The 13,543-nt window shown below is 62.8% G+C and carries 11 protein-coding genes; 5 read left to right on the forward strand and 6 right to left on the reverse strand.

What is annotated here, in order from left to right:
• Positions 1-40 precede the first annotated feature (40 nt).
• Positions 41-1,081 (reverse strand): protease SohB, encoded by a 1,041-nt coding sequence (gene sohB, locus G7016_RS20800; protein WP_181117611.1) that lies wholly within the window; start codon positions 1,079-1,081, stop codon positions 41-43.
• A 229-nt stretch (positions 1,082-1,310) separates the two neighbouring features.
• Here sohB and G7016_RS20805 point away from each other — a divergent pair, with 229 nt between their 5' ends.
• Both G7016_RS20805 and G7016_RS20810 read left to right on the forward strand, forming a co-directional pair.
• On the forward strand, positions 1,311-2,009 hold the full coding sequence (locus tag G7016_RS20805; protein WP_181117612.1) for a histidine phosphatase family protein: 699 nt from the start codon (positions 1,311-1,313) through the stop codon (positions 2,007-2,009).
• Between the two features lie 35 nt (positions 2,010-2,044).
• Positions 2,045-2,359, forward strand: coding sequence for an SCP2 sterol-binding domain-containing protein (locus tag G7016_RS20810; protein WP_181117613.1), 315 nt, complete (start codon positions 2,045-2,047; stop codon positions 2,357-2,359).
• A gap of 44 nt (positions 2,360-2,403) precedes the next feature.
• On the opposite strand, the gene G7016_RS20815 is transcribed toward G7016_RS20810, so the two are convergent.
• The 4 genes from G7016_RS20815 to G7016_RS20830 all read right to left on the reverse strand — a co-directional run bounded on the left by G7016_RS20815 (position 2,404) and on the right by G7016_RS20830 (position 9,693).
• Positions 2,404-7,497, reverse strand: a complete 5,094-nt coding sequence (locus G7016_RS20815; protein WP_181117614.1) for a dermonecrotic toxin domain-containing protein — start codon at positions 7,495-7,497, stop codon at positions 2,404-2,406.
• Positions 7,498-7,619: 122 nt separating this feature from the next.
• Positions 7,620-7,913, reverse strand: coding sequence for a DUF1652 domain-containing protein (locus G7016_RS20820; protein WP_181117615.1), 294 nt, complete (start codon positions 7,911-7,913; stop codon positions 7,620-7,622).
• A gap of 304 nt (positions 7,914-8,217) precedes the next feature.
• Complete coding sequence (locus G7016_RS20825) at positions 8,218-8,736, reverse strand: nucleoside 2-deoxyribosyltransferase (protein WP_181117616.1); 519 nt, start codon at positions 8,734-8,736, stop codon at positions 8,218-8,220.
• Between the two features lie 36 nt (positions 8,737-8,772).
• Positions 8,773-9,693: a DUF72 domain-containing protein gene (locus G7016_RS20830; RefSeq protein ID WP_181117617.1), complete on the reverse strand. Its 921-nt coding sequence runs from the start codon at positions 9,691-9,693 to the stop codon at positions 8,773-8,775.
• Positions 9,694-9,816: 123 nt separating this feature from the next.
• On the opposite strand from G7016_RS20830, the gene G7016_RS20835 reads away from it, so the two are divergent.
• The 3 genes from G7016_RS20835 to G7016_RS20845 all read left to right on the forward strand — a co-directional run bounded on the left by G7016_RS20835 (position 9,817) and on the right by G7016_RS20845 (position 12,849).
• A complete protein-coding gene (locus tag G7016_RS20835) occupies positions 9,817-10,242 on the forward strand; it encodes a DUF1810 domain-containing protein (RefSeq protein ID WP_181117618.1) in 426 nt (141 codons plus the stop codon).
• Positions 10,243-10,299: 57 nt separating this feature from the next.
• On the forward strand, positions 10,300-12,519 hold the full coding sequence (gene egtB, locus G7016_RS20840) for an ergothioneine biosynthesis protein EgtB (protein ID WP_181117619.1): 2,220 nt from the start codon (positions 10,300-10,302) through the stop codon (positions 12,517-12,519).
• Between the two features lie 108 nt (positions 12,520-12,627).
• Positions 12,628-12,849, forward strand: coding sequence for a DUF6555 family protein (locus tag G7016_RS20845; RefSeq protein ID WP_181117620.1), 222 nt, complete (start codon positions 12,628-12,630; stop codon positions 12,847-12,849).
• A gap of 65 nt (positions 12,850-12,914) precedes the next feature.
• Here G7016_RS20845 and G7016_RS20850 read toward each other — a convergent pair whose 3' ends face one another.
• Complete coding sequence (locus G7016_RS20850; protein WP_181117621.1) at positions 12,915-13,424, reverse strand: hypothetical protein; 510 nt, start codon at positions 13,422-13,424, stop codon at positions 12,915-12,917.
• Positions 13,425-13,543 lie beyond the last annotated feature (119 nt).

Here is a 13,543-nt window from a genome sequence, read left to right on the forward strand (position 1 = left end):
ATGTTAGGAACGGCCTGTCACGCCAGGAGGTAAATAAGGCTCACCAGAATCGCGCGCCGCCCAGCTTGCTCCACAGGCGCACGAACGCTTGTTCGACAGACCCGCTGGCAGCCAGCCCTACCCGCTCAGTCAAGCTCTTGCGCTCGGCATAATGCAAATGGAACAGCTCCGAGGTTCGCGCCTTCTCCGCCAGGTATTCATCGCTGGTTTTGATCTCGTCCACCAGCTTTCGCTCCAGCGCCGCGACGCCCAGCCACACCTCGCCGGTGGCAACCTCGTCGATCGACAGCTGCGGGCGGTAATGCACCACGAAGTTCTTGAACAACCGGTGGGTGATGTCCAGGTCTTGCTGGAACTTTTCCCGGCCTTTTTCGGTGTTTTCGCCAAACACGGTCAATGTGCGTTTGTACTCTCCGGCCGTGTGCATTTCCACGTCGATATCATGCTTGCGCAAGAGGCGATGAAGGTTGGGCAATTGAGCGACCACACCGATGGAGCCCAGAACAGCGAAGGGCGCACTGACAATCTTTTCGCCGATACAGGCCATCATGTAGCCACCACTGGCTGCGACCTTGTCCACGCACACGGTCAGTGGCACGCCGGCCTGGCGGATGCGAGCCAGTTGGGAGCTGGCCAGCCCGTAGCTATGGACCATGCCGCCACCGCTTTCCAGGCGCAGCACCACTTCGTCCTTCGGCGTGGCAAGGGTGAGCAGCGCGGTAATTTCGTGCCGCAGGCTTTCGGTGGCCGACGCCTTGATGTCGCCATCGAAGTCGAGCACGAACACCCGCCCGCGGACCTCCGCACCCTTGGTTTTTGCCTTGGCCTTGCGCTCGGCCTTTTCGGCCCTCGCCTGTTGTTTGCGCAGGCGCTTGAGGCCATCCTTGTCAACCAATGCAGCCTCGAGGCGTTCGCGCAGCCCCTTGTACAGGTCATTCAAACGAGTGACTTGAAGCTGCCCGCCCCCCTTGCGCCGGCCCTTGCCCCGCAAGGAGGCGATGCCGGCGAGCACAACGAGCACAGCGATGACCAAGGTGACGGTGCGGGCCAGAAAACCCAAGTATTCGGAGAGAAACTCCACGGCGACTCCTGCAGCAAATTGAAAACGTGCACCAGCATACCGGCGAGCGTGACGGGACGATAGCAGGCGCGGGTACACGGTCGCTTGTCCGCCCATCCCAACCAGGCCTGAGGTCGTGAAACGCTCTTTTGAAACGGGCGTATGAATTTCCGTTGACAGCCTTATCCTTCGCTTCTAACCTGCCCCCAATTGCATTGCACAACGGCGGCAACAGCGGTGGGCACAGCACGTGGGTAACCTCTACCTGATCCGGCATGGCCAGGCGTCATTCGGCGCCAGCGACTACGACGTACTTTCCCCCATAGGTCAACGTCAGGCTGAGCTGCTGGGTGCGTTTCTGGCGGATACCGGGGTACGGTTGGACCATTGCTTCGCAGGGAGCCTGCGCCGCCAGCAGGACACCGCTCGCCACGCCCTTGCCCAGCTTCAGAATGCCCCCGCGCTTTGTACATTGGATGGCTTCAACGAGTTCGATGCTCAAGGCGTCATCAAGGCCCTGTTGCCCGGTTTGCTCCCTGGTGAGCCCGATGCGCTGAGCATCATGCGTAACGCGTCGGAGCACCCGGCGGCGTTTCAGCGATTGTTCGAGCGGATCGTAGGGCTCTGGCTGGAAGGTGCCGCCGGCACCGAAACGACCGAAGACTGGGCTGGCTTCCTGTCGCGCACCGGCAGTGCGCTCGAAGCCGCGCTGCAACGTGCCGCGCCGGGTGAAAACATCGCGGTGTTCACGTCGGGCGGGGTCATCACTGCATTGCTGCACCGTTATACCGGCCTCGCTCCAGCCGAAGCCTTTCGACTCAACTGGCAGATCTACAACAGCTCGATAAGCCACCTGCGTTTTCACGGCGCTGATGTGACCCTGGCTTCCTTCAACAGCCATGCGCACCTGCAGCTGGCGAAGGCGCCGGAGCTGATTACCTGGCGCTAGCGCCCCCTACTCACCTGACTCAACAGGACCTTCCCATGAGCGACGTAAACAAAGCTATCGAAACCATGAAATCGAAGTTCAACCCAGCGGCCGCAGCTGGCCTGGACCTGGTGTTCGGCTTCCGCATCGATGACACCAAGCACTACAACCTGATCGTCAAGGACGGCACCTGTGATATCCAGGAAGGCGAAAACCCGGACGCCAATGTTACTTTGGTAATGGATAGCGAGACCCTGGAAGGTATCGTAAGCGGCGACACCGATGGCATGCAGGCATTCATGCAAGGCAAATTGCGCGCCGAGGGCGACATGATGCTGGCCATGAAGCTGAGCGAGCTGTTCCCGGTTTAAAAACCAGAAGGCGCCCGCGCCACGCCTGCGGGCGCCTTCCCTGCTCAGTCGAGTAACGCGCGAGTCAGCCGCAGGCGCAATGCATCCATTGCCCGCGTGCAGCGCTGGTTCAGGCTGTTACTCAGCACATAGGCCTGCTGCTCGCTCAGTGTGGGCTGGCTGGGAGCGCCGTCTGGGCGCTGCCACTCCACCTCTGGTTCCACAGCTTCGAGCGCAGCCAGCGCCGCAGGCGATAACGGGTCGGTGACCACTTCGCCCGCCGCCAATGCCAATATGTGTGCCAATGCCTCGTCGTAAGGCGCCCGCTCCCTCTCGAATTCGCTCGCATGGTAGCGCTCCAGCGTGGATCGCCAGGTCTGTTGATGATCGATCAGCCATTGGGCAAAGGCGCCTGGGGTGTCCAGTGCACGAACCTGTCTGGCGACGGCCGCCGCGGTTGTATCGCTGACCAGCGCCTCGTACAGCCGCTCGCTGACAGCGGGCAGGTCCAGCTCCTCGCGTAGCCGCTGGCGCAAAACCAGGCGCACTTCCACTTCATCCAGCCCCATGTCCAACTGGTCGGCAGGCAGGTCATCCGCCAGATCTGTTGCCGGATCGGCCGCTACCTGGTCGTTGCTCCTCGCCTGGCGTGCACGCACCAGGCGCTGGGCCTGCGCATCCAGCAATGCCAGGCGGAATTGCCTGCGCGCTACAGTGGCCGCTGCGCCCATAGCGACAGTAGACGTACCTTCGGCTGCGCCCGCGATGGCCTCCCAGACCGCGACTTCACCTTCGAACTGGTCCAGGGTAAGCGCCACGCCATCACCGCATGTCGCCAGCGCCTCGCGCGCCATGTCATACAATCGATCCCGTAGTTCAGTGATCCCCGGCAACGGCTGCCCCTCGACAGGCAGGAACCGCTCGGCCAGGGCCCAGGCCCGGCTTGTCACTTCCCGCCGTTGTTCTCCCGTTCGCGCACGCACGTAGGTGGCAGTGCGTACGACTTCGCTAAGCACCTGGAAGAAGCTTCGCGCTTCGGGCTCGTCCCTCGCCTGGCTGATGCGCGCCTGTAGAGGCTCCGGGCACCCTTCCAACCACCGGTTGGTACTATCCGTACCCTCGGCAGGGTCGAACTCCAACCCGGTTTGATCGAGCTGGGCCACTGCCGCTTCATTCAGCGGGTTACCGTCCAGGTTGAAGTAGAGAAAGGTAGCCCGGTGATCTCCGCGGCGGGCACGGCGGAAGAACTCGCTCGCCTGCAGGTCAGGTAACTCGGTAATGCGGTTGCCCGCCAGATTGACATAGGTCAGGCGCAGCTCTGGCGCCGCAAGCAATTGCTGAAGGCCAGCCGGCAACGCCGACAGACCGGCATCCGCGATGGACAGCCACTGAAGCCGTGACAGCCCCTCCAGGCTGGGGGGCAACCGCAGCGGATTCCGATCCAGGGAGAGCGACACCAGATTGGTCAGGGCAGTAAACACAGTCTGCCGTTCAGCGGTAAGTTCGATACCGTTGTCATCCAGCTCAAGGTCTCTGAGCGCCGTGAAACGTGAGATGCGCTCAAGCAATGTCACGTTCGGTATCGCAGGGTTGGCCGAGAGATCAAGGCCCTGCAAGGTGGCCGCGCTGGGCTGCAACCAATCGAGCACGGTCTCGGCACTCTGCATACCCAGGTCCCGCAGCCTTACCTCGCGCAGCTGGCTCAGCCAGGCAGGGCCACTGGGCAGCTCACGCAGGGGGTTGCCCGAGAGCGAGAGAACCCGCGCGTTGGGGAACAGCTCCAGAAAGGCTGGGGCAACCTGTGCCATGTTCATGTCGGTGAGATCCAGTTCGAGCACATGGGGGAATGGCACCGAAAGCGCCGGCAGGTTGGCGCCCACATGCAAGTGCCTGAGGCTGAGACTATGGCGGGTGGCGCCATCGGCAACCTGTGCCTGGGTCGCAACGTAGCGCCGTTGCCAGCCCTGGATGATGGCCCCCGCCGCGACTTCCCGGATGGTCTGATCCGTAGACGAGCTTGATGCGGTATGGTCCAGGCTGGCCAGCCACTGGCCGAGTTGAAGGCGTAGCTCGTTCGCCTCCGTATGACGTCGAGCCAGTTCCTGCAGCGCAGCCGTGCCTTCACCTAACTCCTGGCGCAATGCCTGCAGGGTTCCATAGTCGGTGTCCGGGTAGAGCTGACGCAGCAGTTGGCCGATAACATCAGCAGACAACAGGCCATAGCCCCGACCGCTCAATGGGTAACCCAGCCGACCGTCGGCCTGCACTAACGGCGCACGGAAAAAGGGCCGTGTGTCGGCGGCCATGCCCAGAAGCGGGCGAAGCGCCGCGCGGCGGGTCAACGCAAGGTTCACCAGGCGGCTACGCAAGCCCGTGGCGTTCCATGGCAGGTCCGCCGGTGCCAGGTTTGAACGCGCTACAGCCTCTACAATCGCGGCCTCAAGGCTATCGAAGGCGCCGGAGGGCTGCCCGGTTGTCGCGTAAGTATTCTGTGCTGACCGTTCGATACGAAGGGCGGCGCCGTCCGCTGGGCCCGCGCGATGCACTAAAAGACCGCCCGAGCCCTGGCTGCGCAATTCGATGGCAAGGCTCTCGGGCCAGCCTTCGACCGCAGGGAGCAGCCCGATCAGCAGGGCATCCCGGTCGGCGCTGGGTGTGCCATTGGCCAGTGCTTCGCAGGCGAGGCTCAGGCGCACATCGCGCTGGGCGCCCGCGGCAAGTTCCGCCACGGCCAATGGCACCCTGCCCGCCTGAAGTTGATTCAGCCCGCCACCGTCGCATGCCCGCACCAGCTCGTTCAGGATCTGGGGAGGCAGGCTTGGGAACTGTCGGGCGATCGGTGCTGCCACTGTCTGGGCTTGTTCTCCCACCGTCCAGCCATCGATGATTTGCGCCCCCCGTGCCTCGAGCACTTCGGCCCACCGGTCGGCAAGGGCATGCCCTGCCGTTTCGAGTGTGCTCCAGTCTCCGATCATCGGGGCCAGGTCAGCGGTCGAGAGCTCACGGACGAGCCCGGACAACCAATCACCCTGGGTAAATGCCGTGGCCTCCAGGCGCACCGACCGTAGCGCTGTGGGATGCAACGTACGGGCTTGGCCGTCCGGCCATGCCAGCTCTATTCCCATGTCCTCCGGCCATCCTGGTACCTCTGCAAGGGTGCGCACGATGTTGGGGTGCGCGGCTGCCAGGCCCTGCCGCGCAATCAGCGCAGCGGTAGCTTGATCCACGGCCAGGGCAGCAGCCCGGCGGTGAAGCAGCAAACGCAGCACACCGGGCAATGGCTCGCCGCGTGATGCCCTGCCTTGGAGTTCGGTAACGGAAACGTCGGCCATACTCAGCGCGAGGGAAACGTCGGTGTCGCTGACTCCGTTCGCCTCCACACCTCCACGGCGGACCAGCGTTATTGCATTCCAGCCCCCCGGCTGTTCGAATTCGCCCCGCCATCCCCCGTGCCCATTGCTCAGTAACCGCGGAACCACGCCCCGGTACCCTGCCGGTGCCAGCAGGGTAGCTTGCCAAGGGGTAACGTCCGGGGACACGCCAACGTACCGGTCGTCCAGCCGGACCCAAGCCTGTTGCCCGGCCCGCACGATGCCATCGGCTGACAGCGGCCCGGCGCCTTCAGGAGGTGCGTCACTGCCCAGCTGGGCCATGTCGGGCAGCCACAAACGGGTCGTACCGTCGGGGTGGGTAATCAACTGCAGGCGATCGGCGAAGGCTTCGGTCTCGGTCACACCGGGTTGCTCCGGGCTCGCCAACAACGTGCCTGCGTTTTCGGCCGCCCCCAGCAGGAGCGCTCGCGCCAGGCGCTCGTCTCCACGCCCGAGCGCGCGGGAAGCATCAAACACGGTATGGAGCAACTGCACCATCGAATAGACCCCGATGGCTTGGCCCACACCCGGAATAAAGGAAAGCACCAAGAGCCCGAGTTGCTCGCCCAATGCCACCCAGCGCTGATGCCGTGCCAGAACGGCCGCCCGGTCAATGCGCTCTGTTGGAACGGCGAGCACTGCGGCATCCGCGAGGGTTTGCCTGACCCAGGCGGCGTACCGTTCAGGAAACAGATCGTTGATCGATACAAAACCTGTAGCAATGACTGGCCGTGGGAATGGCGTCTCGTGATCAATCAGCCGGACAGCCAGTTCCAAGGCCTGCAAGGGGCTAACCACCGTACCGTACAAATGATCGAAATCCTCGACGGCTGGCCCTTTCACCGCGCGGATAAACGCTTGTTCGTGTTCGAGGCCAACGAAACCAGCCATGAAACGAAGGTACGCAGGTTGCCCCAGGCGTGTTCGCAGGTGCGCTGACATCGCATCGGCATTATCGAACTGGCACAGAGGGGCTTGCGGGTCGTTTGGTATGTACAGTAAACAGGCGCGGCCATGGGGGCCGTTATCATCGGCCATGATCACCAGCACACGGTCGAGTTCGAAGCCAGCCAGGCGCAACTGCCTTGCGCGTGCTGGCACGGCGGCCACCGCCTGACTGGCCAGCCCCCAGTTGGCAAGCATCGCCTCACCTTGCGTGTCCAGCTTGCCTTTCATGCGGGCAATGCACGCCTCCACACGAAGCGCGTCCTTATCCGCTTCAATGAACCGGCTGGGCAATGTCGAGATTGCTGGCGGGGACGCCTCGTGCTGCGCCTCAGGCAGCCGAGTTGCAAGCAGCCTCGCATAACCCGCCCCCACATCAGCCGCTCGACAGGCCCGCGCGAAGGCCCAGGGCTCGAGTGCCAGCCGCTTGGCGGGGTCAGGGGTCGAGGCACCAAGACTGTCACGGTAAAGCCCGGAGCCCGGGCCGAAGGCTTCGGATTTAGCGTCCTCTTCGGTGAAGTTGCGCAGCGCTGCCTGCAGCAACGTGCAGGTCAATGGTTCGCTGTCAGAATCGGTGCTTACCCAATGGAGCACCGCAGTAGAGGGGTCCACCTCCGTTTCGCCGGCGTTCGCCAGCAGTTGGTTCAACGCGGCGGTCGCATACGGCTGGAATTGCGGTAAGCCCTGCGCGGCAGACTCCAGTGCAGCTCGCGAGGCCTGCGCCTGGGCACTAAGGGTATGCAAGCGCTGCAGGTCGTCGCCTGTTGCCTTGGCGAGCCAAGCGGGCAGGCGATCGGCAATTACGCCCTGGTAGAGGGTGCGGGATGTGGAGTGGGTTGGCATCGAAACAGCTCCTTGGCAGAGGGAGCGCCAAGGCTAAGGAGCGACACGCGCCAGGCGTGGTATTTATTGAGGGTTTGGGAGCAAAGGAGCGGCGCAGGCGGCGCCGCTCGAGAAGACAGGTATCAGAAAGCGCGCGCTCGGTGCGACATATGCCCGCCAAGCGCGGCGCCACGGCCGAACGCGGGGCTTTCAAGCTGAGTGCGCAGCTCGGCGATCAAGTTGCTGATATCACGACTGCTGGCGAAACGGTCCGGCGATACGCCGTCAGCCACCAGGCACACCTTGCCGGTGTGGAGGTCTTCGATACGAACGGTGAAACATTCGTCTGCCGATTGCTCACACGTACAAGCGAGGGGCAGAAATGCCCGTTCGACGATGCCGCGGATCTCCAGCGGGCTGAGGCCTATGGTTTTCATGATGTAACTCCTCGGGGCAGTGGCCGGGACCGCGAAGGCGATGAAGCGAAACGGCGCATCAATTCCCGGGCTTGCCTTCAAGTTATAGACCTGGTGCCACCGCGGGGCAAACCCCAGCGATGCCTCTAGCCCCTGCCTGCCAGCGTCGCGCGCTGGAAGCTTTTGCGATGACCGCAAGGTAACCTCGCATAAGCCTTTCAGCACGTCTGTTGCGCACGTGTTCGAAGAGGGCCCACTGGTCGAAAAAATTCCTGGTCAGATGAAGCCGCTACACAGGCCTGGAACCCGGCATGTATAGCCTACGTCAGGAGCGCCGGATGCCTTGACCAGCACGCCGTTCATCAAGATACGCCGCCAGCGCCCGGGCGCCCGCCTCGGCGCTGGCGCTGTGGCCGGCCCAGGCGCATGCCAGCATCAGGTTGCGAGGCAGCGCGAAGTCTTCGACGGTGATACCCTGAGCATCATGGCCCAGTGCATCGCAGGGAATCTGCTCGCGCAGGCTACCTTGTGGCTTGAACCATGCCCATACCGGTTTGCCCAGGGCCGTTGCCATGCCGACCTCGAACACGGTACCGGAATCTGGCTCCAGCCCGCGAAACGGATTCAGGTTCGCCAACACGGCATCGCTGCGGTGGATCAGCGCAACGTTCTGCTCGTATATCCACTGCGCCGCCGCTGGCCCGGCGAGGCCTGGGGGAAGCTGATTATCAAGCGGGTACAAGCCTTCGAGGCCCGCCTCGGCGCACAGGGCCTTGAGATAACTCCCGCGCTCGAGCGCATCCAGCTGAAAAACGTCGAAGCCGGCCAGGTAGACCGTTGGCATGATTTTCCCTCTCGAGGAACAGGATGGAGTGCCGGGTTAAAATAGCCCGTCCGCTGGCGGCTCGCCCGGTACGGTCGTCAGGCCGTGTTCCAGGCGCAGCCGGCTCAGCAAGGCACGCGCATCATAGGGCGCATGTACCTTCACGTCGTTATCGAAAAAACAGAACACATCACGGCTTTTCCGTGGCCGCGGCCGAGCCGGGCTGAGGTTTTTTGCATCCTTCACTTGCCGCCCCTGGCTCCACGTATCAATCCGCGCCTGCCAACGGTCCAGTGCATCCTCCGAATAGCCGCTTTCATACAGCTTGGCGTCTCCGTGCAAGCGGATGTACACAAAGTCCGCGGTAAGGTCTTCCGCGTAAGGCCACTTGCCGGCCGTGTCGGCGACCACCAAAGCCACGTTGTGGCGCCTCAGCAGCGCCACAAATTCTGGCGTGGCGAAGCTCTCATGGCGAATTTCCACCGCATGACGCAGCGCGCCGCGTTTCGGAATGTCCAGGTATCCGGGCTTGTGCAAGCGCGCCTCGGCCTTCTCTGCCAGGGCCCTGGCCTGGGCGCCTGTGCGGGGCAGCAGCTGCAAAAACGCCTCGAACCGTTCGGGATCGAAACGGAAGTTGGGTGGGAACTGCCACAGAAACGGCCCCAGCTTTTCTTTAAGCTGAAACATCCCGGAGGCATAAAAATTGGCCAGTGGGGTTTCGATTTCTTTCAACCGGCGTGTATGGGTGATGTACCGCGGCCCTTTAACGCTGAACATGAAGCCTTCGGGGGTCGCGGCATACCATTCGGCATAACGATCCGGGGCTTGCAGCGCATAGAACGAGCCGTTGATCTCGATCCCTCTCACTGCCCGGGAAGCGAAGGCCAGTTCGTTGGCCTGGATCAGGCCTTTGGGGTAGAAGTCGCCGCGCCAGGGCGTGTAACGCCAGCCGGAGATGCCGATACGGATGTCAGCCACGAAGGTTTTGCTCCTGCGATGGGTTGCTCAATCGGACCGATGGCGCAGGCGCGCGGTTCAACCTGGGGAACTCCCCGCGCTGTGAACGGACAGTAAAAGGAACCCCTGCCAAGCGAGGCCGTAATGGAACCGCCCTTCGACCTGAAACGATTCCACGATGCCCAGACGCCGGTGTACGCCCAGGCGTTGAAAGAGCTACGCGCCGGCCGCAAAAGTAGCCACTGGATGTGGTTCGTTTTCCCGCAACTGCGCGGCCTGGGCCGCAGCGACACGGCGCACTTCTACGGCATCAGCGGCTCGGCCGAAGCCGTGGCCTACCTGGCTGACCCTGTGCTCGGCGCCCGTTTGCAAGAATGCTGTAGCGCGCTGTTGGACCATCGCGGCAAGCCTGCGGAGGCCATTTTTGGCGAACTTGACGCGCTCAAGCTGCATTCGAGCCTTACCCTTTTCTCACGTGCTTCCCATGGCGACCCATTGTTCGCCGCCGTGCTTGAGCAATATTTCTACGGCGAAGAAGACCCCAAAACGCTGGAACTGCTGGTTTCCTGAACGCGCATCGCGCGCCACGCTTCCTATCGTCACCCTCGACGGAGCCGTTGGATTCTCATGAGTATTTCAACCAAGCCACTCGCTACGCCCCCCTGTGCCCTTGCCGGCGCCCTGCTCGAGCGATACGTTGCCGTGCGCCAACACAGCGAGCGCCTGGCGGTGCCGCTTACCGCCGAGGACATGGCCGCGCAGTCCATGCCCGATGCCAGCCCGACCAAATGGCACCTTGGCCATACTGCCTGGTTCTTTGAAACCTTCCTGCTTACGCCAGGGCTGCCGGGCTATCGCCCGTTCGACCCGGCCTTCGCTTATCTCTTCAATTCTTACTACGAAGCGGTCGGCCCGCGCCAGCCTCGGCCGCAGCGGGGCATGCTTACGCGGCCCCCGGTGGAGCATGTGCTCGCCTACCGCAAGCACGTCGACCTCCACATGTCCACGTTGCTGGCAACCGACCTGAGCGCTGAGCAACGGTCGATGGTGGAACTGGGCTTACAGCATGAGCAGCAACATCAGGAGCTGATCCTGATGGACATCCTTCACCTGTTCAGCCTTTCGCCACTGGCGCCCGCCTATGATCCGGCCTGGCCCAAGGCGCCGGTTGGCCGGCCCGGGCGTTTCCGCGCCCATGCTGGCGGCCTGGTGGAAATCGGCCACGACGGCACTGGCTTCGCCTTCGACAACGAGGGGCCCCGGCACCGGCAATGGCTGGAGCCCTTTGAAATCAGCGACCGGCTGGTGACCAACGGCCAGTGGCTGGATTTTATCGCCGCAGGGGGCTACCGCACTCCGGCGCTGTGGCTGTCGGAAGGCTGGGCCACCGTGCAAGCCCAGGCCTGGGAGGCCCCCGCCTACTGGCGACGGCAACCCGACGCCCGGGAAGACATTGCCGCTGGCTGGCAGGTGATGACCTTGCGCGGCCTGCAGCCCCTGGACCCCAACACAGCGGTCACCCATGTGAGCTATGTGGAGGCAGCAGCCTTTGCCGAATGGGCTGGTGCTCGGCTGCCCAGCGAGGCCGAGTGGGAAGTCGCAGCCACGGCCGGGTTGCTGGAGCAGGCACACGAGGTGGCGTGGCAATGGACGCGCAGCCCGTATACCGCCTACCCAGGCTTTCGCGCGGCGGCCGGCGCGGTGGGCGAGTACAACGGCAAGTTCATGGTCAACCAGATGGTGCTTCGTGGCGGCGCCAACATCACGCCGCCAGGGCACAGCCGCGAAACGTATCGTAACTTCTTCCCGTCCAGCGCCCGCTGGGCCTTCAGCGGGCTGCGGCTGGCACGCGACAGCCGCAGCCCACGCTCACTGGGCGGGGCGCGGGACACCTTGGCCGAGGTGCCGCAACCGGTGTCGGAGCACACCGAAGACGCCGGCCTGCAGGCCGATGTGCTGACGGCTATGCGGTCGAATCCGCGCCAGCTTTCGCCCAAGTATTTTTATGACGAAGCGGGCTCCCGGCTGTTCGAAGACATCTGCAATACCCCTGAGTACTACCCTACCCGGGCCGAGATCGACCTGCTGCAACGGTGCGCTGGCGAAATTGCCTCACTGTTGCCGCCAGGCGCCGCGCTGGTGGAGTTTGGTGCCGGTGCAAGTGAGAAAATTCGCCTGCTGCTGGATGCCGCGCCGCACCTTGCCGCTTACGTACCCATCGATATCTGCGCCGATGCGCTGCAGCGAGCCAGCAATCAGCTGCGCGAGGCTTACCCCTCCCTGAAGCTGATACCGCTGGTGGACGACTTCACTCGCGCCCTGCGCTTGCCCGAGCAGATCGGCAAATGCCCCTGCGTGGGTTTTTTCCCCGGGTCGACGCTTGGCAATTTCACGCCCGATGAGGCGGTCGCTTTCCTGCGTGGTGCGCGGCGATTGCTTGGCCGTGGCGCCAGCTTCATCGTCGGTGTGGACCTGGTCAAGGCCCCCGAGATTCTTGAAGCCGCGTACGACGATGCCGCTCAGGTCACAGCCAGGTTCAACAAAAACCTGCTGGTGCGAATCAACCGGGAGCTTGGCGCGGATTTCAACCTGGACCAGTTCCGACACGAGGCGCGGTGGAACAGCGCTGCTCAGCGGATTGAAATGCATCTGGTGAGCACGACGGACCAGGCGGTGACCATTGCCGGTGAACGCTTCATGTTTGCGGCACAGGAGAGCCTTCACACGGAAAACTGCCACAAGTTTACCCCGGCCTCGTTGGCCGGGCTGGCGGCGCGGGCCGGGTGGAAGGTGAGCCATCAGTGGGTCAGTGATGCGCCGGAAGTTGCCCTCTTCCGCCTGGTATAGATTGTTAACAAGGACGGTTGGCCACTAACGGCCGATCGTCCGACAATCCGATTGAATTTTTTGCGTCCGTGGCTTTCTGTAGGTCATAGAGGGAGGAAAAAGTCACCCATGAGCGCAAAACTGTTCGTCATCGATTACACCCAGCACGGTACATCCAAGTCTTTCATCATACGGGCCGACAGCATGGATAATGCTGAAGCCTGGCATTGGGCAAGTTGTGACGCCGGTGTGGGCCGCATCGGCCGCTACGGCCTGGAAAAAGTGCGCAAGACCAGCAAACCGATGGCCGAAAAGTTCGGCATTGAAGGCGTGGTCTGGCGCCAGGCCTGAACGCCTCGATCTTCCTCCACGCCCGCATAACGGCGCTTTTTATTCGGCACACATCGGCCGTCCGATCAGAACAACCACGGATGATGCTCGGGCAACTCACCGGTTTCCAATGCCCGTATCAACTGCTGGGGGTGAAACACCCAAGCCTTGCGATCGAAGGCTTGCTGCAGCTCTCGCCAACTCACCCGTGGCCCACAACAGCAGAACTCCAGGTTGGGCAATAACGCTGGAACCACATGCATGCCTTTTTCGGCAGCCAACAATTCGAACTGGAACCGTTCCGCGGCAGTAAAGCCCAGGAAGTAAATCCTGGGGCTGGAGCCGCCTTTGCTCCTTGCCAGTGGGTCTGGCGCCTCAGGGGCGGCAGCCTCTTCGAGCCAATCTGCGCCAACCTGTACCTCCACGATTCGCGCCTTGGAAAAACTGGCGAATGCGCCGGTGTGCTCGCGGCCTTGCACGCCGACTGTATTGTGCTGCCAATAAAGCAGGCTGTGCTGGGTGGTATCCCCGCGCAGGCTTTGGTAGGCGAAGGTAATGGGCGGCGCCTGGCGGCGGTGTTGATAACGCATGTCCATGCCGAAACTGTCGCCTTCAATTGAAATTGCAGATGAAGGTATAGGCGCCAGTACCGCCATTTCAAAGGCTTTAAGCCTTAAATAGTTGTAGGAAAATTCACCGAAGCCAGCGCACGCCG

Source organism: Pseudomonas japonica, assembly GCF_013522925.1.
Lineage (GTDB): Bacteria > Pseudomonadota > Gammaproteobacteria > Pseudomonadales > Pseudomonadaceae > Aquipseudomonas > Aquipseudomonas japonica_A.